Source organism: Streptomyces sp. CNX435 (genome assembly GCF_059570575.1).
On the sequence record NZ_JCANTA010000002.1, the window covers coordinates 601,010 to 622,504 of the forward strand.

Genomic DNA, 21,495 nt, shown 5'->3' on the forward strand with positions numbered 1-21,495 from the left:
AGAGGAAGAGCATGAGCAACCCGTTCGAGGACCCTGAGGGCACGTACCTGGTGCTCGTCAACGACGAGGACCAGCACAGCCTGTGGCCGGACTTCGCGGACGTGCCGGCCGGCTGGCGGGTCGTGCACGGGCCGGCGCCGCGGCAGTCCTGCCTGGACCACGTCGAGGCCCACTGGACCGACATGCGGCCGCGCAGCCTGGCGGAGGCCATGGACGAATAGGGCAGGCGGGAGGGGGCCGGACGGCCGGCCCCCTCCCGCGGGCGGCGTCAGGACGCGGGCTGTTCCACCACTGTGCCGGTCTTGCCGTCCACGGCCGCCGCGAGCTGCGGGACCAGCCGATCGATCACGTACGGCAGGCTGAGGACCGTGCCCATGGACAGGGCGTTGCCGTAGTCGCTGGTCTCGTCGACGTAGACCTCCCGGCCCTCCCGTACGACCTTGAGGTCCTTGAACGACCCGTCCGCGTGCAGCTTGTCGGCGTCCTCGTCGACATCGCCGACCTGCCACACGAGGGCGTCCTGGTCGAGCAGGTCGGTGCGCTCCTTGCTGATGTTCGCGCCGAACTGGTCCCCGATCGCCTTGTCGAGGTCGGCGGGCAGCGAGAAGCCGAGGTCGCCCAGGAGGTGCGAGCGCGGGTCCTGGCTGCCGAAGACGAACATGCCCTCGTACGGTGTGGCCACCACCACGGAGGCGCCCTCGAACTCCGGGTGCTCCGTGGCGGCGGCCTCGATCTGCTTCTCGGTCTCCCGCACCGCCGCGGCGGCGTCGTCGGACTTGCCGAGCGCCTTGCCGATGATCTTCGTCTGCTCCTGCCACGGGACGCCGTAGTCGTTGTACTGCTTCGGCTGGGCGACCACGGGCACGAACGCGGAAAGCGCCTCGTACTGCTCCTTGGTGAGCCCTCCGTACACCGCGAGGACCAGGTCGGGTTCGAGCGCGGCGATCTTCTCGACCTGCGGTCCCGTGCCGGTGTCCTTGAGCACGGTGGGCGCCTCGGCGCCGCCGGTCCGGTCCGCTGCCCAGGGGCCGATCGCGCCCTCGTAGCCGCCCAGCCACTCGGTGGTGCCGACCGGGACCTCGCCGAGGGCCAGGACCGGGTCCTGGTCGGTGAGTCCGACGGTGACGATGCGGTCCGGCTCCGACTCGATGGTCGTGCTGCCGTATTTGTGGCCGACGGTGACCGGGAAGGCGGAGTCACCGCCGGCGCCCGCGTCCTTGCCGGACCCCGACGAGTCGGATCCCGAGTCGTCGCCGCAGGCCGCGGCGCCGGTGAGGAGCAGGAGGGCGGAGGCGAGCGCGGCGGCGAGCCGCGGTGCTCTGCGGGAGCGGAACATCGGTGTCCTTCGGTCTCGGTTTCCTGTGGAGTACGGACGGTGCGGTGCGGGGGCTACGGGCCGACGCCGGTGCCTGCGCTGTTGCACCGGCCACGGCGGCAGCGACATCGCGACGCTGCCCGCGCACCGCACGCCACAGGACCTTCCTTCCGGAGCGGGATTCACAGCTCGTAGGCACCGTGCCGTTGAATTTAGGCAAGGCTAACCACAATAGTCACCAGGAGCCAGCCCGGGAGGACCGGAAGGAGCTGCCCGTGCTCACCACGAGGATCACCAACGCCCGCATCATCACGATGGATCCGGCCCGCCCGGCCGGCCGTGAACTCGGCATCTGGCGGGGCCGTATCGTCGGCCTGGACGAGGACGTGGCGGGGCTGCCCGCGCGCCGGACCCTGGACCTGGCCGGCGCCGTGGTACTGCCGGGCTTCATCGACGGCCACGTGCACCTGGTGTGGGCCGGGCTGCAGGCGATGGCTCCCGACGTCGCCCCGAGCGAGCGGGCCGACGACGTGCTCCGGATCGTCGCGGAAGCCGTCGCCCAGGCGCCGGCCGACGCGTGGGTGCACCTCGGCGGCTACGACCAGCGCACGCTCGACCGGCCGCTGACGGCCGCCGACCTCGACGTCGTCAGCGCCGGCCGCAGGGTCTGCCTCGGCCACGTCTCCGGCCACGCCTGCCTGGTGAACACCGCCGTCCTGGACCGGCTGCCGGCCGAGGCGGCACGCGCCGACGGCTTCCTCGTCGAGGTGGCCATGGCGGCCGCGCTGCGCTCCCGTCCGCCGCACTCCGTCGCCGAGTTGGCGCGGGCCATCGAGCACGCGGCGCGCGGTTGCCGGTCGGAAGGCGTGACGGCCGCCGCCGAGGCGGGAGTCGGCGGCAGCCTCATCGGCCACGGCCCGCTGGAGGCCGCCGCCTTCCAAGTCGCGTACGAGACCGGCCGGTTGCCGATCCGGGTCCGGCTCATGGTGGCGGCGGACGTGCTAGAACCGGTGCGCGCCGCCCCGGAGGACACCACGAGCCGGGCCCTCCCGCTCGGCCTGCGCACCGGCTTCGGCGACGGCGCCCTCTCCCTGGGAGCCCTGAAGGTCTTCACCGACGGCGGCATGATGGCTCGTACGGCGGCACTGAGCAGCCCGTACGAGGGCATGTCACCGGCCACCGAAGGCTCCGGCCAACTCCAGGCCGCGCCCGGGGAACTGGCCGACACCATCGTGGGCGGACACCTCGCGGGCTGGCAACTCGCGATCCACGCCATCGGCGACCGGGCGGTCGACGTCGCCCTGGACGCCCTGGAGGCCGCGCGGAAGCTCCGCCCCCGCCCGGAGGCCCGCCACCGCATCGAGCACGCCGGCCTGGTCCGCCCGGACCAGCTTCCCCGGCTGGCCGCTCTCGGCGTCACCGTCGTCGTCCAGCCGAGCTTCCTGCGGTATTACGGGGACGACTACGCCACGGTCATGGGTGAGGACCGGGAGGGCTGGCTCTACCGCGGACGCGGCTTCCTCGACCACGGCATCCGCCTCGCGGGCAGCTCGGACCGCCCGGTAGCCGACGGCGCGCCGCTGCGGGCGATCCAGTTCATGGTCGAACGCGCCTCGCGGTCCGGCCGGGCCATCGGCCCCGGAGAAGCGATCACGGTGGACGAGGCCCTGCACGCCTACACCACGGAAGCGGCCCGCGCCTGTCACTGGGAATCGGACGCGGGCAGCCTCACCCCGGGCAAGCGGGCCGATCTCGTGGTGCTCGGTGACGATCCCTACCGCGTGCCGCCTTCGGAGATCGGCGACATCGACGTGGTGGGGACGTTCCTGGAGGGCGACGGCGAGCTGTGATCGCGGGATGGGCGAGATCCGTACGCCGTCGGCAACGGGACCGTCCACCGGCTCGCCAGGGGCCCGGCCGGTGTCACTGGCCGGCCAGGCCGGTGTGGGCGATGCCCCGGACGATCTGCCGCTGAAAGAGCGTGAAGACCACCAGCAGCGGCAGCCCGGCGATGACGACGGACGCCATCATCTGCGCGTAGCGCACGCCGTAGGACGACTGGACGTTGACCAGGCCGACGGGCAGGGTCATGCCGTTCGGATCGGTGGTCACGAGGAACGGCCAGAGGAAGTTGTTCCAGGTCGAGATGAAGGTGAAGATCGCGACCGCGGCGAGCACGGGCCGCGACAGGGGCAGCACGATCGTGAAGAACACCCGCCAGCGGCCCGCCCCGTCGACGAACGCCGCCTCCTCCAGCTCGCGCGGCACCCCCTCGAAGAACTTCACCAGGATGAACACCATCGCGGGCACGGCCACCTGGGGCAGGATCACGCCCCAGTAGGTGTCCACCAGGCCCAGCTGGACCATCTCCGCGAACAGCGGCGCGATCAGCACCTGCGGCGGCACCATGATGCCGGCCAGGACGAGCGCGTAGAGCGCCTTGCGGCCGCGGAACTCGGTGCGCGCGAAGCCGTAGGCGGCCATCGAGCAGAGCGTCACGGTCAGCAGCGTGGTCATGATGGCGATGTACGCGGTGTTGAACAGCCAGCGGCCGATGTCGCCGGTCTCCCACACCGCCTGGTAGGCGTCGAAGGTGATCGTCGAGCCGATCCAGTCCAGCCCGGTCTGCGCCGTCTCCGCGTCCGGCTTGAGCGAGATCGACAGCGCCCAGGCCAGCGGCAGCACCCACACCACGGCGAGCAGCAGCGCGACGGCGACCAGGGCGACGCGCCCCGGGGTCCAGCGGGCCTTGCGGCCCGAGTCTGCGGCCGGTGCACTCACGGGGCCTCCTCGGCGTTACGGCGGGACAGCCGCAGATGTATCAGCGAGACGAGCACGATCAGGGCGAAGAAGATGTACGAGACGGCGGAGGCGTAGCCGATCCGGTAGCCGGTGAAGCCCGACTGGAAGACGTACTGCAGGATCGGCCGGGTGGAGTCGTCCGGGCCGCCGCCGGTCATGATGTAGACCTGATCGAAGATCTTGAGCGAGGCCAGGATCTGGAGCACCAGGACCACGCCTGTGGTGCGCCGGAGCAGCGGCAGCGTGATGTGCCGCAGCCGGTGCCAGGGGCCGGCGCCGTCGAGCTCCGCGGCCTCGTACAGGTGCTGCGGGATGGACTGGAGCGCGGCGAGGTAGAGCAGGAAGTTGAAGCCGACCGTCCACCACACCGTGGTCAGGACGATCGACAGCATCGCGTACCGCTCGTCCGTCAGCCAGCCGATGCCCGGGTGCAGCCCGAACTCGGCGAGCAGCTGGTCGGCGAAGCCGAAGTCGGACGGGTAGATCACCCAGAGGAAGAGCAGCGCCACGACGCCGGACGGCAGCACGAAGGGCGCGAACCAGCTGAGCCGCCACAGCCACTGCACGAAGCGCAGATGGTGCGCCAGCAGGGCGAAGACCAGACCCATGACGACGAGCGGGACCGTGGACAGGACCGTGAACCACACGGTGTTCCACAGCGACGACCAGACGTTGTCGTCCCGGAACGCCTCGGTGTAGTTGTCGAAGCCGACGAACTCGCCGCCGTCGCCGGTGATGTTGTCACTGCGCAGGCTCAGGCCGACGCCGTAGACCAGCGGCCAGAGCAGGAACATCGCGTAGGCGAGGAGGAAGGGGGCGATGAATACCAGCCCGTGCTCGGTCCACTTGCGGCGTACGGTGGCGGGCCGCTCGACCGGCGCCGCGGTCTCGCCGGGCGGCGCCGGGGCGGTGGCGGGGGCGGTCATGCGGCGCCTCCCATCGGGTCGGGGGTGGCCAGCAGCTTCCGCAGCCGCGACTTCGCCTCGCGCAGCGCGCCCTGCGGGCTGCGGGAGCCGGTGAAGACGCTGGAGAAGACGGCCCCCAGCTCGACCTGCAGCAGCGAGGCGGAGCCCGCGAACCAGGCGGGCGGGTCGAGCACGACGTCGTCGATGACGGACCGGTACGCGGACTGCGGCCGCAGCTCCAGATAGGCCGGGTCGTCGAGCGTGGGCAGGTAGGCCGGCACATGGCCGCCCTTGGCCCAGTCCACGGAGTGCTCCAGCATCCAGGCGACGAAGGCGTACCCGGCCTCGTTCGCCGGGCCGGACCGGTCGGACTGGTGCGGCAGCACGAAGGAGTGGCAGTCGGCATAGACGGTGGGCCGGCCGAAGAGCGCGGGCACCCGGGTCATGGAGAACGGCAGCTTGTTGTCGGTGTACGTGGTCACCTCCCACTCGCCGTTGAGGAGGAAGGCGGTCTTGCCGGCGCCGAACACGCCGACGGAGCCGGGGTAGTCGGCGCGCCGCACCATCAAGCCCTCGTCGGTGAGCATCGCCATGAACTCCAGGACCTCAAGGGCCTTGGCGTCGTCGATGGTGATCCCGCTGGCGTCCTCCGACAGGATGGTGCCGCCGGCCTGCGAGTAGAAGGTGACGAAGAGCCGCCAGGGGGTGACGGTGTCGGTGCCGAGGGTCTCGGCGACCAGCGGGGGCGCGCCGGTGACCTCCTTCGCGGTACGCAGCGTCTCGACGAACGCGCGAACCCCCCGGATGGGCCGGAGGCTGCCGTCGCCGTCGAGCAGACCGGCCTCCTCGCAGATCTCGGTGTGGTAGTAGAGCACGATCGGATGGGTGTCGAGCGGGATGGCGTACTGCTCGCCGTCCACCTGCCCGCGCTGCCAGATCTCGGCCGGGAAGCGGTCGGGGGTGACGCCGAGCGCCTCCAGCCGGCCCACATCGAAGGGGTCGAGCAGCTTGCCCGGGCCGAACCCGGCGAGCCGGGTGAGGTGCAGCACGCCGACCTCGGGCGCGCGCCCGCCGGCGCCGGCCATGCCCAGCTTGGTGTAGTAGGGGGGACCCCAGTCGAGCTGGGTGGCCTCCATGTCGATGTCCGGGTGCTCCGCGGCGAAGGCGTCGACCATCGCGGTCATGTTCACGCCGTCGCCGCCGCCGAAGAGGTGCCAGTAGCGCAGCCGGGTCTTGCCGGCGGCGGTGAACGAGGGCGCGGCGCAGCCGGCCGCGGCCAGGCCGCCCGCGGCGAGACCGGTCGCGGCCAGGCCGCGGCCCGTCAGCGCGCCGGCCCCCGAGGTCAGCAGCCGCCGCCGGCTGAGAGGCGGTTCGCGGTTCATGTCCCCTGCACCTCCCGGGTGCGTACGGTACGAACGGTGCGTGCGGTCAGCCGAGCCGGATGACGTTCCAGGACAGCGGCTCCAGGACGGCGCTGAGCGTGCCGTCCCGCAGCGTCGTGCCGGTCACGGGGTGCGGGGCGACGCGCTCCGGGTCCTTGAGGGTGTTGCGCGCCTCCGGGTCGGCGTCGGCCAGCGCGCTGTGCTCCACGACCGCGGAGACCGCGAGGCCGTGCAGCACCACCTCCAGCGGCAGCGGCCGCCGCTGGTCGCGGTTGACGGCGAAGACGGTGACCGCGCCCGACTCCGGGTCGCGGACGGCCGTCGCGTAGAGCAGTGGCACCTCGCCGTACTTCTCGGTCTCGTGCGTGGGCGACTCGGCGGCGACGTGCAGCACCTGCCCGCCGCGGGCGTACCGTGCGGCCTGCGCGAAGGGGTGGAAGGTGGTCTGCCGCCAGGCCGGGCCGTCGGGCTCGGTCATGATCGGCGCGATGACGTTGACCAGCTGGGCGAGGCAGGCGACGCCGACCCGGTCGGCGTGCCGCAGCAGGGCGATGAGCAGCGAGCCGAAGACGACGGCGTCGACGACGCTGTAGTTGTCCTCAAGGAGGCGCGGGGCCTCGGGCCAGTCGAGGGGGCGTTCTTCGGTCTGCTCCCGGTACTTCGACAGGTACCAGACGTTCCATTCGTCGAAGGAGAGGCCGATGCGCTTGGCCGACTTCAGCCGGGCGCCGACGTGGTCGCAGGTCGCGACGACGCTTTCGATGAAGGACTCCATGTCGGCGGCGGAGGCGAGGAAGGAGTCGCGGTCGCCGTCGGTCTCCTCGTAGTAGGCGTGCAGGGAGACGTAGTCGACGAGGTCGTAGGTCTCGGCCAGCACCGTCTCCTCCCACGCGGCGAAGGTCGGCATGGCCCGGTTCGAGCTGCCGCAGGCGACCAGCTCCACGCCCGGGTCGAGCTGGCGCATGGCGCGGGCGGTCTCGGCGGCCAGCCGCCCGTACTCGGCCGCCGTCTTGTGGCCGGTCTGCCAGGGCCCGTCCAGCTCGTTGCCGAGGCACCACAGGCGGATGCCGTACGGGGCCTTGCCGCCGTGCGCGACGCGGCGGTCCGACAGCTCGGTGCCGGCGGGGTGGTTGGCGTACTCCAGCAGCTCGACCGCCTCGGCGACGCCCCGGGTGCCGAGATTGAGCGCCATCATGGGTTCGGCCTGCGGACCGAGCCGGCGCAGGAAGGCGACGTACTCCGCGAGCCCGAAGCGGTTGGTCTCGGTGGACCGCCAGGCCGGGTCGAGCCGGCGGGGCCGCCGCTCGACCGGGCCCACGGAGTCCTCCCACCGGTAGCCGGAGACGAAGTTGCCGCCGGGATAGCGGATCGTCGTCACCCCGAGCTCGCGGATGAGCCCGAGCACGTCGTTCCGCAACCCGGCCTCGTCGGCGGCCGGATGGCCGGGTTCGTAGATGCCGGTGTAGACGCAGCGGCCGAGGTGCTCGACGAACGAGCCGAACAGCCGCGGACTCGCGTCGGCGACGACGAAGGCGGAGTCGAGCGTGATACGGGCCGTGGACACGGCACGGGTCATTGCGCACCCTCCGGAGACGTTCGAAATCTCGGATATCGATCGCAACTTCGAACGAGACCGTAGAAGCGAACCAGCACCGCGTCAACGACTGGCGCAACGTCATGTCCCGTGCCCCGCCTACGAGATGCGGCCCGGCCCGGCCGGGTCCGCCCCGGCCGGCGTGATCGTGTCCGTTTCGACCCGCGTGCGTCAGTCCGCGCAGTGCCCGTCCGTACCCGGGCGCTCGCCGGTGGTGAGGAACGCGGTGACGGCGCGGTCGCCGCAGGGGTTGCCGTGGGTGAGGTACGAACCGTGGCCGCCGCTGTCGACCGTGACGAGGCGGGCCCGGTCGCCGAGGGCCTCGCGCATCTTCAGTGCGCCGGCGTACGGGGTGGCGGGGTCGCGCCGGTTCTGCAGCATGAGGATGTTGGACGGGCCTTCGTCGGTGATCCGGGTGGGCTCGTCGGCGGGGGTGTCCTTCCAGAAGGAGCAGGGCATGATGTTCACGGGCATGCCCGCGGTCAGCGGGTTCCGGGCCCGGTCGGCGGTCACGGCGCGCTGGTGGGCGGGGACCGAAGGGGCCGGCCAGCGGACGTCGTTGCACACGACGGCGAGGGCCACGGCCGCGTCCTCGTCGCTCATCGGGCCGGTGATGTCCGGGGTGAGCACCGGTGTGGCCTGCGGGTCCCGCGCCTGCTGGATCAGCCGGGCGAGCGCGGGGAAGCTCGCGTCGTCGAACAGGGCGGTGTGCATGGCCTGCCGCAGCCGGTTGCCGGTGAGGGGGACGTCCGCGGTGGTGCTCTCCCTCGGGTCGTGGTCCAGCTGGGCGGCCAGGCCCAGGAAGAGCGGCCGGACGTCCTCGGGTCGCTCCGCCAGCCGCAGCCCCTCGGTATCCCGGGCGGGGTCGGCGGCCCAGGCGGCGAAGTCCGGGAACCGGTCCTCCGCGCCGACGGCGAAGTTCGCCATCCAGCCGCGCCCGACCCGCTCGGGGTTCGGGTCGCCGCTGCCGTCGAGGACCCAGCGGTCGGTGCGGTGGGGGTACTGCTGGGCGTAGACGGCGGAAACGTAACTGCCGTACGACGTCGCCCACACGGAGAGCCGTTCTTCGCCGAGTGCCTGGCGGAGCCGTTCCATGTCGCGCACCTCGTTGGCGGTGGAGAAGCTCTCGAGCACCGCGCCGCCGTTGCGGGCGCATCCGTCGGCGACGCGCTGGGAGCGGGCGACGTTCGTGCCGATGCCGCCGTTCGGGCCGGGCCAGGAGCGGAAGTTCACCAGGTGGCGGTCGTCCGCGGAGAGCCCGCAGCCGGCCCGCGTGCTGCCGCCGACACCGCGCGGGTCGAAGCCGACGAGGTCGTACGCACCGTCCATCTCGGCACGCAGGGCCGTCCCCTTCTGCGCGAGCCGCTGCACGCCGGAGGTGCCCGGCCCGCCCGGCACGACGAGCAGCGTGCCACGCCGCGCCGCCGGGTCCTCGCCGCGCAGCCGCGAGACGGCGAGGGTGAGCTGCGGGCCGGCGGGTTCCGCGTAGTCGAGCGGCACGGCCAGCTCGGCGCACTCCATGCCGGCGGGCCCGCCGGGCTGCTCGCAGGGCCGCCAGGACAGCGCGGGCGGCGACGCGCCGCCGCCCGTGGCGGCGGCGGGGGCGGCGGGCGCTCCGGGGGCGGTGACGGCGGTGACGGCGGAGACGGACAGGGCGAGGAGCAGGGTGCGTCGGATACGGGACACCTGACTGCCTTTCGGCTGCTGTGACGTCTACGAGGACGTGTGGCCGCGGGCTGCGCGCCATGCCGTCGATGCTGGCCGTCGGCGCCGGCCCGGAGACAGCGGCGTCCGGTTGAACTCCGCGTCCACCGACCGGTGGACCCGTGGCGGGGCGGACTTCCCGGTGCGGCCGCCGCGCCCGGCCGGACGGCCGACCGGCTGCCGGCGCGAGAGATCGTGGCCGGGGAAGCGGGCCATTGCAGAGGCGAATACCGGGACGCCGGCCTGGTCATCCCGTACGGAAACGGAACGCGAGAGGCCAGGCCGAGCCGCCGCCCGGCCGGAAGAGCACGGTCCCACCTACCGCAAACCCGCGGGGCCGGTGACCTGGTGACGCGGCGCCGCCGCCGACTCGCGCCAGATCACCTCGTTCAACGGCTGCCGGGACGGCTCCAGTTCGAGGCCGTTGATCGCCTTGACCAGCCGCAGCATGGCGTTGCGCCCCAGACCTTCGAGGTCGACGTGCACCGTGGTCAGCGACGGCGGCAGGTACCGGCAGACCTCAAGGTTGTCCCAGCCGGTGACGCTGAGGTCACCGGGCACCTCAAGCCCGCGGTCCCGGGCGCCGCGGATGACGCCGGCGGCGACCACGTCGTTGGCGGCGATGACGGCGGTGGGCATGTGCCCGGTCTGCAGCGTCCGCACGGCGGCGGCCCCCGAGTCGCCGGACCAGTCGCCGTCGAAGACGCCGACCGAGTCGAGCCCGAGCCTCTCCACGGCCGCCAGGTAGGTGGCCCTGCGCGCCCTTGCGGAAGCGAACTGCGAATCCCCGGCCACGTGGAAGAAGCGTCGGTGGCCGAGCCCGGCCAGATGCTCCATCATCTCGTCCACCGGTGAGGCGTCGGTCAGTTCGCCGATGCCGCGCATGGCGTCGTCGAAGTCGGCCGAGACGACGATGGCCGCCCGTTTCGGGAGCCGGTCCTCGATGGCCGGCGTGATCGGGGCCAGTGCCAGGATGCCCTCGACCTGCCCGGAGTCGGCCAGTTCCAGCATGCGCTCGGACCTGGCCTCGGCTCCGCCTTCCAGGCTGACGACCTCCACGGCGAACCCGGCCTCGTGCGCGGCCGCGGCCGCGCCGGCGAGCATGCGCGCCGGGTTGTACGCCATCCTCGGCATGACGAGCGCCAGCCGGCCGGTGCGGCGGGTGCGCATCGACCTGGCGACCAGGTTGGGGCGGTAGTCGAGGGCCCGTACGGCGGCGTCGAGGCGGGCGAGCGTTGCGGGCTTGAGCCCCTCCCTGGATCGGAGATACCGGGAGACGGTCTGGTGGGAGACCCCGGCCTCGTGGGCGACCTCCTTGATCGTGGGACGCCGGTCCGGCGTTGCGCGCTCCCTCATGCCCAAGCCCCTTTCATCGACCCCGGCCGAGGTCTTGCCGCCGGGGTGATCGTTCACTACGTTACGTCGGACGGGAAAGTGAACGATCACAATATGCCCGGGAGGGAGCATCGATGCCGGTCCTCACTGCCGTTCCCCGTACGTCCGCGGAGATCCGCGGCGAGTGCGCCCGATGAGCTCCACCACGGAACTGCGCACCCTGCGGTCCCGCCGTCCGGCGTCGAAGCAGCAGAACAAGGCGGCGTTCTTCTTCCTGCTGCCGTGGTTCCTCGGACTGTTCGTCATCACGCTCGGGCCGATGATCGCGTCGCTGTTCCTGAGCTTCACCGACTACAACCTGCTGCAGCCCCCGAGCTTCACCGGACTCGACAACTACAGCCGGATGTTCTCCGACGAGAGACTGCACAAGTCGCTGCAGGTGACGTTCACCTACGTCCTGGTCTCGGTGCCGCTCCAGCTCGCCCTGGCGCTCGCGCTCGCCGTCTTCCTCGACCGCGGGGTGCGCGGCCTGGCGGTCTACCGCTCGGTCTTCTACCTGCCGTCGCTGCTCGGCGCCAGCGTCGCCATCGCGGTCCTGTGGCGCACCGTCTTCGGCACGGAGGGCCTCTTCAACGAGGCCCTCGGCCTCGTCGGAATCGAAGGACGCGGCTGGATCTCCGAACCGGACACGGCGCTGTCGACCCTGATCGTCCTCAACGTGTGGACCTTCGGCTCCCCGATGGTGATCTTCCTGGCAGGTCTCCGGCAGATCCCGGCCTCCTACGAGGAGGCTGCCGCGGTGGACGGAGCCGGCCGGTGGCGCCGGTTCTGGAGCGTGACGCTGCCGCTGCTGACGCCGATCATCTTCTTCAATCTGGTGCTGCAGATCATCCACGCGTTCCAGTCGTTCACCCAGGCGTTCATCGTCTCCGGCGGCGACGGCGGCCCGGCCGACTCCACGCTGTTCTACTCGCTCTACCTCTATCAGCGCGGCTTCGGGAATTTCGACATGGGCTACGCCTCCGCTCTCGCCTGGCTCCTGCTGCTCATGGTGGGGGCATTCACCGCGATCAACTTCTGGGCCGCCAAGTACTGGGTTTTCTACGATGACTGACACCCTGACCAAGACCGCGGAATCCCCGTCCGGCGCCCGGCGTGCCGGCAGCGGCCCCGGCCGCCGGAACGGCCGGCGCCTCCGCCCGGCCGTGCGGTCGGCCCTCAAGCATGCGGTACTCGTCCTGTGCGCGCTGGTGATGCTCTATCCGGTGCTGTGGATGGTCGTCAGTTCGCTGCGTCCGAACAACGAGATCTTCCAGGACCCCGGCCTGTTCCTGACCAACCTGGAGTCGGGCAACTACGGGGAAGGCTGGAACGCCTTCTCCAGGCCGTTCAGCCACTTCATGGTCAACTCCGCGATCGTCGTGCTGGGCGCGATCATCGGAAACCTGATCGCGTGCTCGATGGCCGCCTACGCGTTCGCGCGCCTTGAGTTCAGGGGGCGCAAGTGGTGGTTCGCGATCATGCTCCTCACGATCATGCTGCCGGTCCACGTCATCATCGTCCCGCAGTACGTGCTGTTCTCCGAGTTCGGCTGGATCAACACGTTCCTGCCGCTCATCGTCCCGAAGTTCCTGGCCACAGACGCGTTCTTCGTGTTCCTGATGGTTCAGTTCATCCGTGGCATCCCCACGGAACTCGACGAGGCCGCGCGCATCGACGGAGCCGGTCACCCGCGCATCTTCCTGCAGGTGATCCTTCCGCTGATGGTTCCGGCGCTGGCGACCACGGCGATCTTCACCTTCATCTGGGTCTGGAACGACTTCTTCTCCCAGCTGATCTATCTGACAGATCCGGAGATGTACACCGTGCCGGTCGCCCTGCGCACCTTCGTCGACGGGCAGTCCGGCACGAACTGGGGCGCCGCGCTCGCGATGAGCGTGGTCTCACTCCTCCCGGTCTTCCTGGTCTTCCTCTTCGGCCAGCGGTTCCTCCTGCGCGGCATCGCCACGACGGGAGGCAAGTGACGAGCCGCGCCGTCCACATCGCCAGCTCACACAGGCAGGGAGTAACACCATGAGTGGTAGCGCCAAAGCACGCCTTCTCGGCGCCGTCGCGCTGTCGAGCACTCTCGTGCTGGCCGCCTGCGGCACTTCCGGTGGTCCCGTCGAACGCAGCGACGACCAGGTCACCCTCCGGGTGACCTGGTGGGGGGAGGAGACCCGTGCCGACCTGACCGCAAAGGCCATCGACGCGTTCGAGAAGGAATACCCCGACATCACCGTCAAGGGCGAATTCAAGGACTGGGACGGCTATTGGGACGCCCTGGCGACCACCACCGCCGCGAACGACTCACCCGATGTGATCCAGATGGACGAGCTGTACCTCGCCTCCTACGCCGAACGCGGCTCCCTGCTCGACCTGGGCAAAGCCGACGAGTTCCTCAACACCTCGAAGTTCGACAAGGAGTCGCTGAAGACCGGTCAAGTCGACGGCACCCAATACGCCATGCCCATCGGCATCACCGTCCTCTCCAGCATCGTCAACGCCGATCTGTTCGAGGAATACGGCATCGAGCTGCCCGACGACGCCACCTGGACGTGGGACGACTACGCCACGCTCGCCGAGGAAATCGCCGCGAAGAGCGGCGGCGAGGTCAACGGCTCCTCCGTCACCGGCGGCATGGACACCGGCAGCGTCCGCTACTGGGCGCGGCTGCGCGACAACGAGTTCTTCGACGAGAACGGCGACGTCACCCTCGATCCCGAGGCGCTCGCCTCGATGTGGCAATACAACCTCGACCTGATGGAGTCCGGCGGCGTCGAGAGCGCCGCCCAGGCGGTCGAGAGCTACAACGCCGGCCTCGAGGCCGGGAGCCTGGCCACCGGCAAGGTCGCCATGGGCTATTCGTGGAACACCCAGATCACCGCACTCCGCGAAGCCAGCGGCGCCGATCTGCGGCTGCTTCGGCTGCCCGGAAGCGGCGAGGTCGACGCGAACTTCTTCAAACCGTCCATGTACTGGGCCGTCTCGTCCCAGAGCGAGCATCCCGCCGAAGCCGCGCTCCTCGCCGACTTCCTGGTCAACCACAAGGCCGCCGGTGAAGCCCTGGGCACCGAACGCGGCATCCCCGCAAACAGCGAGGTCCGCAAGGCCATCTCCACGGACCTGACCGAGAGCGACCAACTCGCCGTCGACTACATGGACTCCGTCACCCCGGGAGCCGCGCCGGCCGTGACCCCCAAGGGCGGCAGCGGCGTCGAGCCGATGCTCCAGCGCTACACCCAGGAGGTCTACGCCAAGCAGACCTCGCCGAAGGAGGCGGCCGAGGCGTTCATCGACGAGTTGCAGGGCGAGATCGACTCTGCCGAGTGACCAGAGTCTCCGGCGGGCGCCGCACCGCGCCCACCGGAATCTCTGCCGGACACGAGGAGCAAGGAACGTCATGCCGCATCCGGCACACGCCTTCCGCATCGCCATCATCGGCGCCGGCGGCATCGCCCACGCGCACGCCCGAGCCCTCGCCGAACTAGGGGGGCGGGCGCGGCTGGTCGCCGTCGCCGAGACCGACCCGGCGCGGGCCGCCGCATTCTCCCGCCGCTTCTCGGCACCGGGCGTGTACGCCGACGCCGAGTCCCTGCTCGCCAACGAAAGGCTGGACCTGGTACACATCTGCACCCCGCCGCACACCCACGCGCCGCTGGCCCTCGCGGCCATGCGTGCGGGCGTCCCGGCGCTGGTGGAAAAGCCCACGGCGCTCAGCCTGGCCGAGGTGAACGAACTCTCCGCCGTACAGGCCGAGACCGGCACCGCGGCGCTCACGGTGTTCCAGCACCGCTACGGGGCCGCGGCCGTCCGGCTGCGACGTCTCGTACGGGAGGGCGTCCTCGGCCGCCCGCTCACCGCCACCTGCGAAACCCTCTGGTACCGCGCGGACGACTACTTCGACGTGCCCTGGCGGGGCCGCTGGGAGTTCGAGGGTGGCGGCCCGACCATGGGCCACGGCATCCACCAGTTCGACCTGCTCCTGTCGGTCCTCGGCCCCTGGTCCCAGGTCAGCGCCATCGCCGGACGGCTCGCGCGGCCCACCGACACCGAGGACGTCTCGATGGCCGTCGCCAGGTTCGAGAACGGGGCGATGGCCACCGTCGTCAACTCCGTGGTGTCTCCGCGAGAGACCTCGCGGCTCCGCTTCGACTTCGAGCACGCGACCGTCGAACTCGAGCACCTCTACGGCTACCGCGAGAAGCACTGGCGATTCACCCCCGCGCCCGGGCACGAGCACCTCGCCGGCCTGTGGAAGGCCGACGACGGTGCAGACGTCGAGAGCGGGCACGTGCTGCAGATCCGGGCCGTACTCGATGCGTTCGACAACGGCGGGGAGCCCGGGGTGTCGCTCGCCGACGCCCGCCGCACGATGGAGTTCGCCGCGGCCACCTACGCGTCCGCGTTCCGGGGCCGCCCCATCGCCGCCGGCGAGCTGACCGGCGACGACCCGTTCACCACCAGCATGCACGGCGGGGCCGCCCCCTGGGCGCCCGGGAAGCGGGCGACCGCATGACCGACCTCGCGATCCGCCACGACATCGGCTCCTCCCTCGCGGTCCGCGACGGGCGGACCGAGCTGTTCCGGTACGTCTACCACCCCGACACGCCCGAGCTCGAATCACCCAAGCCGTACCTGCATCCGCTCCGCACCCGCGCCGGACGCACCGTCAGCCTGTTCAGACCCTGGGACCACGTGTGGCACAAGGGCATCGCCTGGTCGCTGCCGGTCGTCGGCGAGGAGAACTTCTGGGGCGGCCCCACCTACGTCCACGGCAAGTTCTACGTGCAACTGGACAACAACGGCACCCAGCGGCACCGCCGTCTCACCGGTATCGACGGCTCCCGGGGGGAGGCCGCGTTCGGACACGAGCTGGACTGGATCACCCAGGCCGGAGCACGTATCTTCACCGAGCGCCGCACCCTTACGGCCCGGACCCTCTCGCCGGACGCCTGGGCGCTGACCTTCGAGACATGCCTCACCAACGTGTCCGGACACGCCATCGTCATCGGCTCCCCGACCACACGGGGCAGGGAGAACGCGGGATACGGCGGCCTGTTCTGGCGCGGGCCCCGCTCCTTCACCGGAGGAAGGCTCGTCACCCCCGACGGCGCGGGCAGCGGCGCCGAGGTGCGCGGACAGCACCACGCGTGGATGGCCTTCGCGGGACGTCACGACGGGGACGACACCGCCTCCCTCATCCTCATGGCCGACCACGCCGACAACCCGCACCACCCGCCGCAGTGGTTCGCCCGCAGCGAGGAGTTCGCCTGCCTGAATCCCGCCCCCTTCTTCAGCGAGGAGTTCCCCGTGCCCGCCGGCGAGACCGCTCGGTTCCGCTACGGCGTCGGCGTGGCCGACGCCGGCGCCGAGGCCGCCCCCGAACTCGCGTCCGCGGTGCACGAGGTACTCGCGAAGGCAGACGACAGGCGCGCCCCGGCGGGGGGAGAAGGGCAGACCTGACACCCGCCCTCGTGGTGGCGGCATCCTGACCGGTCATCACGCTCGGTTACTATGCACACGTCACGGCGGAGGTGGAAGGGAGGCGGAAGGGAGTCGGGAGGGTCAGGATGCCGGCCGAGGCTCCCCGGTTTCTCCCCAGGGGCGATCGTGGCCGGCCCGCTCGTCCTGCCTTCGCTGCCCCCCTTACGTCGATTGCGAGGATGAAGCCTTGGATGGCCTGGGATGATGCTGCGAGAAGTGACCGCGACCCGCTACGTCACACCGCTGCGCGAGGGCGGATCGCTCCCCGGCGTCGTCGAGGCGGACGACCTCGGCACCTACGTCATGAAGTTCACCGGCGCCGGCCAGGGCCGTAAGGCGCTGGTCGCCGAGGTGGTCAGCGGAGGGCTGGCGCGGCGGCTCGGGTTGCGGGTGCCGGAGTTGGTCGGGCTGCAGCTCGATCCGGTGATCGGGCGCTCCGAACCGGACGAGGAGGTGCAGGAGCTGCTGAAGGGCAGCGGGGGGCTCAACCTCGGCATGGACTTCCTGCCCGGCTCGCTCGGCTTCGACCCGCTGGCCTTCCGGGTCGACGCGGCGGAAGCCGGCCGGGTGGTGTGGTTCGACGCGCTCGTCGGCAACGTCGACCGGTCGTGGCGTAACCCCAACATGCTCGTCTGGCACGGCGACCTGTGGCTCATCGACCACGGCGCCACCCTGATCTGGCACCACAACTGGCCCTCCGCCGCGGCCGCCGTCGACAAGCCGTACGACGCCTCCGACCACGCGCTCGCGCCCTTCGGGCCGGACACGGCCGCCGCGGCGGCGGAGCTGGCGCCGCGGGTGACGGCGGAGCTGCTGGCCGAGACGGTGGCCGACGTGCCTGACGAGTGGCTGGCGGGGGAGCCGGGTTTCGGCTCGTCCGTCGAGGTGCGGGCCGCGTACGCCGAGACGCTGGCCGCCCGTGCCGGGCGGGTGCACGAGCTGATCGTGGTGGGCGAGCGCAGCCAGGACGGTCCGTCGAAGGCGCCGGAGTGGCTGAGGGCGAAGCCGCCGCGGAGGGGGACGCGATGAGCGGGCGCGAGGTCTTCGAGTACGCGCTGCTGCGCGTCGTGCCGCGGATCGAGCGCGGCGAGCAGATCAACGCCGCGGTGCTGATCTACTGCCGGGCGCGCTCGTACCTCGGTGTGCGTACGCATCTGGACGAGAGCCGCCTGCTGGCCCTCGACTCCGACGCCGACGTCGCGGGGGTACGTGCCGCGCTGCGCGGGGTGGAGGAGGTGTGCCGCGGCGGCGCGCAGGCCGGGCAGGCGGCCGGGGACGACGCCGGGCGGCGCTTCCGCTGGCTGGTCGCGCCGCGCAGCACGGTGGTGCAGCCGGGGCCGGTGCACTCGGGGCTGACCGCGGATCCGGAGGCGGAGGCCGAACGGCTGCTGGGGCTGCTGGTCCGCGTGCCCGCGTGAGCGTCCGTACGTGACCCGCGGCACATGACACCGCCCGCGGCCGGTGTGCACGCGCGCCCCGCCGCGGGCACCGTTGACACGGCGGAGCCGGACTTCTAGCGTCACGTGCCGTACGTACTAAGCGGTTGCTCACCGTCGCCCGGGCGGCACCCCCGGCATCAGCCAGCGCGAGGAGAACACCAGGATGTCCACCACCGGAAGGGTCGCGATCGTCACCGGCGCCGCGCGCGGCATCGGCGCCGCCACCGCCGTCCGACTGGCCCGCGAGGGGCGCACCGTCGCCGTGCTCGACCTCGACGAGGGCGCCTGCGCGGACACCGTCGAGAAGATCACCGCCGCCGGCGGCTCCGCCCTTGCGGTCGGCTGCGACGTCTCCGACGCCGCCGCCGTCGAGGCCGCCGTCGACCGCGTCGCCGCCGAACTCGGCCCGCCCGTCGTCCTGGTCAACAACGCCGGCGTGCTCCGCGACAACCTGCTCTTCAAGATGAGCGAGGACGACTGGGACACGGTCATGAACGTGCACCTGCGCGGCGCGTTCCTGATGTCCCGGGCGTGCCAGAAGCACATGGTCGACGCCGGCTTCGGCCGTATCGTCAACCTCTCCAGCAGCTCCGCGCTCGGCAACCGCGGCCAGGTCAACTACTCCGCCGCCAAGGCCGGGCTGCAGGGCTTCACCAAGACCCTCGCCAAGGAGCTGGGCAAGTTCGGCGTCACCGCCAACGCCGTCGCGCCCGGTTTCATCGCCACCGAGATGACCGCCCAGACCGCCGCGCGCGTGGGCATGGACTTCGCCGACTTCCAGGCCGCGGCGGCCTCCCAGATCCCCGTCCAGCGCGTCGGGCACCCGGACGACATCGCCGGCGCCATCGCCTACTTCACGGGCGACGACGCCGGCTTCGTCTCCGGCCAGGTGCTGTACGTGGCCGGCGGGCCGCTCGACTGAGGCCGGAGGACGAGGACATGACGCAGACGCAAGCGCAGAGCGGCGGCGCCCCCGACGCGCCGCAGGGCGCGGACAGCGGGCGGGTGGCCCTGGTCACCGGGGCCAGCCGCGGCATCGGCTACGGCATCGCCGAGGCCCTGGTCGCCCGCGGCCACCGGGTGTGCATCACCGGCCGCGGCGAGGAGGCGCTGAAGGCCGCCGCGGAGCGGCTCGGCGCCGGCCGCGCCATCGGCGTACCCGGCAAGGCTCACCACGAGGCGCACCAGGCCGAGGCGGTCGCCCGCACCATGGAGGCGTTCGGCCGGGTGGACTACCTGGTCAACAACGCCGGCACCAACCCCGTGTTCGGCCCCATCGCGGACGTCGACCTGAACGCCGTGGCCAAGGTCTACGAGACGAACGTCCTGTCCGCGCTGGGCTTCGCCCAGCAGACGTACCGGGCGTGGCAGCGCGAGCACGGCGGCGCGATCGTCAACATCGCCTCGGTCGCCGGGCTCTCGGCTTCGCCGTTCGTCGGCCCGTACGGCATGAGCAAGGCCGCGATGATCAACATGACCATGCAGCTCGCGCACGAGTTCGCGCCGCTGGTCCGGGTCAACGCCCTCGCCCCGGGCGTGGTGAAGACGAAGTTCGCGGTCGCGCTGTACGAGGGCCGCGAGGAGGAGGCCGCCGCCGGCTACCCGATGGGGCGGCTCGGGGTGCCCGAGGACATCGGCGGCGCCGCCGCGTTCCTGCTCTCCGACGAGGCCGGCTGGATCACCGGGCAGACGCTCGCCATCGAGGGCGGGATCTTCCTCAACGCCGGCATCAGCTGAATCACCCATCACATACGCCACACGCGTACCCCCGGGTCACAGTGCAGCCCGGGGGATCCGTGATCCACCGACCGTGGGGTAAGGTCTGCGGACCCCATCGAACAGGTGCAAGGAGGGGGCAGGCACGTGTTCTTCCGGTCGGGCCCGCGGCGGGTCGCCGCGGCGCTGATACCCGTCTCGATACTGGCAGGGTGCGGCACTCTGCCGGCGTCGGACGACGACGAGCGGCACATAGACGTGGGTACGACGAGCGCGCCCAGCACGCTCGACCCGGCAGCCGCCTGGGACGGCAGCTGGGAGCTGTACCGGAACGTATACCAGACCCTCATGCACTACGCCGGCACCAGCGCGGTGCCGCAGCCGGACGCGGCCAAGACCTGCGGCTTCACCGGCGCGGACAGCCGTACGTACCGCTGCCGGCTGCGCGAGGACCTCACCTTCTCCAACGGCAACCCGCTCGACGCCGCGGCCGTGAAGCACTCCTTCGACCGGGTGCTGGCCATCAACGCCGAGACCGGCCCGGCCGGGCTGCTGGAGAGCCTGGAGAAGGTCGAGACCGAGGGCGACCGGACCGTCACCTTCCACCTCAAGCGCCCCGACGCCACCTTCCCGTTCATCCTCGCCACACCCGCCACCTCCATCGTCGACCCCGAGACGTACCCGGCGGACGAACTGGCCGAGGCCGGCACCCTCGTCGGCTCCGGGCCGTACACCCTCGCGTCGTACGAGAAGGGGTCGGTGGCCGAGCTGGAGCCCAACTCCGAGTACTCGGGCGACGCGGAGCTGCGCAACGACTCGGTGAGCATCCACTATTTCGACGACTCCGACGCGATGGCCGACGCGCTCAAGAAGGGCGACATCGACCTCACGTACCGCGGGCTGCCGCCGGACCGGGTGCCCGAGCTGGAGAAGACGGCCGCCGAGAAGGGCTCGATCGCGCTCAGCCAGGTCGTCCTGCCGGAGATCCATTACCTGGTCTTCAACCCCGAGCACGAGCACACCGACAGCCTCTCCGTGCGACAGGCGCTCGCCCAGGTGGTCGACCGCGACGCGCTCGTACGCAAGGTCTACGGCCGGACCGCCGAGCCGCTGTACTCGATGATCCCGCGTGGCATCACCGGCCACACCACCGCCTTCTTCGACCGCTACGGCGAGCCGGACCCCGAGGCGGCGGCGGCCACCCTGCAGGCGGCGGGGATCAACGAGCCGGTCCCCCTGACACTGTGGTACGCCACCGACCGGTACGGCTCGGTGGCGGCCCGGGAGTTCACGGAGCTGGAGCGGCAGCTGGAGGCGAGCGGGCTCTTCGAGATCACCGTGAAGGGCCGGAAGTGGGAGCAGTTCGCCGCCGCGTACAACAAGGGCGAGTACCCCGTCTTCGGCCGCGGCTGGTCCCCCGACTTCCCGGATCCCGACAACTACATCGCGCCGTTCACCGGCGAGCGCAACGCGCTCGGCACGCCGTACGAGAACGCGGAGATCACCGACGACCTGCTGCCCACCTCGCGCCGCAAGGCGGACCGGGCCGGGGTGAACGAGCCGTTCGCCCGGGCGCAGGAGATCCTCGCCGAGGACGCCCGGCTGCTGCCGCTGTGGCAGGCCCGGCAGTACATCGCCGCGCACGACGACATCGCCGGGGTGGAGTGGAGTCTGGACGCCTCGACGATCATGCGGATGTGGGAGCTGTACAAGAAGACCAGCTGGTAGGGGAGTTGTCAGTGCGCGACGGTACTGTCAGCCGCGCAACGCCTCACCG

The 21,495-nt window shown here is 71.4% G+C and carries 19 protein-coding genes; 12 read left to right on the plus strand and 7 right to left on the minus strand.

Features of this window, described 5'->3' with window-relative positions:
• The first annotated feature begins 11 nt into the window (after positions 1 to 11).
• Positions 12 to 221 (plus strand): MbtH family protein, encoded by a 210-nt coding sequence (locus T328_RS05855; RefSeq protein ID WP_496494774.1) that lies wholly within the window; start codon positions 12 to 14, stop codon positions 219 to 221.
• 47 nt (positions 222 to 268) lie between these two features.
• Here the strand turns inward: T328_RS05855 and T328_RS05860 are convergent, their stop codons facing one another.
• Positions 269 to 1,336, minus strand: a complete 1,068-nt coding sequence (locus T328_RS05860) for an iron-siderophore ABC transporter substrate-binding protein (RefSeq protein WP_496494775.1) — start codon at positions 1,334 to 1,336, stop codon at positions 269 to 271.
• A gap of 254 nt (positions 1,337 to 1,590) precedes the next feature.
• Between T328_RS05860 and T328_RS05865 the strand changes: the two genes are divergently transcribed.
• Positions 1,591 to 3,165 carry an amidohydrolase gene (locus T328_RS05865; protein ID WP_496494776.1) on the plus strand — a complete coding sequence of 525 codons (1,575 nt, stop codon included), beginning with the start codon at positions 1,591 to 1,593 and terminating at the stop codon, positions 3,163 to 3,165.
• A gap of 73 nt (positions 3,166 to 3,238) precedes the next feature.
• Here the strand turns inward: T328_RS05865 and T328_RS05870 are convergent, their stop codons facing one another.
• From T328_RS05870 to T328_RS05895, 6 genes are all read right to left on the minus strand, one after another.
• Positions 3,239 to 4,096 carry a carbohydrate ABC transporter permease gene (locus T328_RS05870; RefSeq protein WP_496494777.1) on the minus strand — a complete coding sequence of 286 codons (858 nt, stop codon included), beginning with the start codon at positions 4,094 to 4,096 and terminating at the stop codon, positions 3,239 to 3,241.
• A complete protein-coding gene (locus T328_RS05875; protein WP_496494778.1) occupies positions 4,093 to 5,043 on the minus strand; it encodes a carbohydrate ABC transporter permease in 951 nt (316 codons plus the stop codon). The genes T328_RS05870 and T328_RS05875 overlap by 4 nt, the downstream gene beginning before the upstream one ends.
• Positions 5,040 to 6,404, minus strand: a complete 1,365-nt coding sequence (locus tag T328_RS05880) for an extracellular solute-binding protein (protein WP_496494779.1) — start codon at positions 6,402 to 6,404, stop codon at positions 5,040 to 5,042. The genes T328_RS05875 and T328_RS05880 overlap by 4 nt, the downstream gene beginning before the upstream one ends.
• Positions 6,405 to 6,450: 46 nt before the next feature.
• Positions 6,451 to 7,980, minus strand: a complete 1,530-nt coding sequence (gene arfA / locus T328_RS05885; RefSeq protein ID WP_496494780.1) for an arabinosylfuranosidase ArfA — start codon at positions 7,978 to 7,980, stop codon at positions 6,451 to 6,453.
• 189 nt (positions 7,981 to 8,169) lie between these two features.
• Positions 8,170 to 9,684 (minus strand): alpha/beta hydrolase, encoded by a 1,515-nt coding sequence (locus tag T328_RS05890; RefSeq protein WP_496494781.1) that lies wholly within the window; start codon positions 9,682 to 9,684, stop codon positions 8,170 to 8,172.
• 336 nt (positions 9,685 to 10,020) lie between these two features.
• The gene (locus tag T328_RS05895) at positions 10,021 to 11,058 is read right to left on the minus strand and encodes a LacI family DNA-binding transcriptional regulator (protein WP_496494782.1); all 1,038 of its coding nucleotides are present in this window, start codon (positions 11,056 to 11,058) and stop codon (positions 10,021 to 10,023) included.
• A gap of 172 nt (positions 11,059 to 11,230) precedes the next feature.
• On the opposite strand from T328_RS05895, the gene T328_RS05900 reads away from it, so the two are divergent.
• The 10 genes from T328_RS05900 (at position 11,231) to T328_RS05945 (ending at position 21,446) form a co-directional block, all read left to right on the plus strand.
• On the plus strand, positions 11,231 to 12,151 hold the full coding sequence (locus T328_RS05900; RefSeq protein ID WP_496494783.1) for a carbohydrate ABC transporter permease: 921 nt from the start codon (positions 11,231 to 11,233) through the stop codon (positions 12,149 to 12,151).
• Positions 12,144 to 13,061, plus strand: coding sequence for a carbohydrate ABC transporter permease (locus T328_RS05905; RefSeq protein ID WP_496494784.1), 918 nt, complete (start codon positions 12,144 to 12,146; stop codon positions 13,059 to 13,061). Before T328_RS05900 ends, T328_RS05905 begins: the two co-directional genes overlap by 8 nt.
• A gap of 49 nt (positions 13,062 to 13,110) precedes the next feature.
• Positions 13,111 to 14,409, plus strand: coding sequence for an ABC transporter substrate-binding protein (locus tag T328_RS05910; RefSeq protein WP_496494785.1), 1,299 nt, complete (start codon positions 13,111 to 13,113; stop codon positions 14,407 to 14,409).
• Between the two features lie 70 nt (positions 14,410 to 14,479).
• Complete coding sequence (locus tag T328_RS05915; RefSeq protein ID WP_496494786.1) at positions 14,480 to 15,595, plus strand: Gfo/Idh/MocA family protein; 1,116 nt, start codon at positions 14,480 to 14,482, stop codon at positions 15,593 to 15,595.
• Positions 15,592 to 16,542, plus strand: coding sequence for a DUF6807 domain-containing protein (locus T328_RS05920; protein WP_496494787.1), 951 nt, complete (start codon positions 15,592 to 15,594; stop codon positions 16,540 to 16,542). Before T328_RS05915 ends, T328_RS05920 begins: the two co-directional genes overlap by 4 nt.
• A gap of 225 nt (positions 16,543 to 16,767) precedes the next feature.
• The gene (locus tag T328_RS05925) at positions 16,768 to 17,592 is read left to right on the plus strand and encodes a HipA family kinase (RefSeq protein ID WP_496494908.1); all 825 of its coding nucleotides are present in this window, start codon (positions 16,768 to 16,770) and stop codon (positions 17,590 to 17,592) included.
• Complete coding sequence (locus T328_RS05930; RefSeq protein WP_496494909.1) at positions 17,589 to 17,981, plus strand: DUF3037 domain-containing protein; 393 nt, start codon at positions 17,589 to 17,591, stop codon at positions 17,979 to 17,981. The genes T328_RS05925 and T328_RS05930 overlap by 4 nt, the downstream gene beginning before the upstream one ends.
• A gap of 184 nt (positions 17,982 to 18,165) precedes the next feature.
• A complete protein-coding gene (gene fabG, locus T328_RS05935) occupies positions 18,166 to 18,924 on the plus strand; it encodes a 3-oxoacyl-ACP reductase FabG (RefSeq protein ID WP_496494788.1) in 759 nt (252 codons plus the stop codon).
• Positions 18,925 to 18,941: 17 nt separating this feature from the next.
• Complete coding sequence (locus T328_RS05940) at positions 18,942 to 19,739, plus strand: SDR family oxidoreductase (protein WP_496494789.1); 798 nt, start codon at positions 18,942 to 18,944, stop codon at positions 19,737 to 19,739.
• A 126-nt stretch (positions 19,740 to 19,865) separates the two neighbouring features.
• Positions 19,866 to 21,446 carry an ABC transporter substrate-binding protein gene (locus T328_RS05945; protein WP_496494790.1) on the plus strand — a complete coding sequence of 527 codons (1,581 nt, stop codon included), beginning with the start codon at positions 19,866 to 19,868 and terminating at the stop codon, positions 21,444 to 21,446.
• The last annotated feature ends 49 nt before the right edge of the window (positions 21,447 to 21,495 follow it).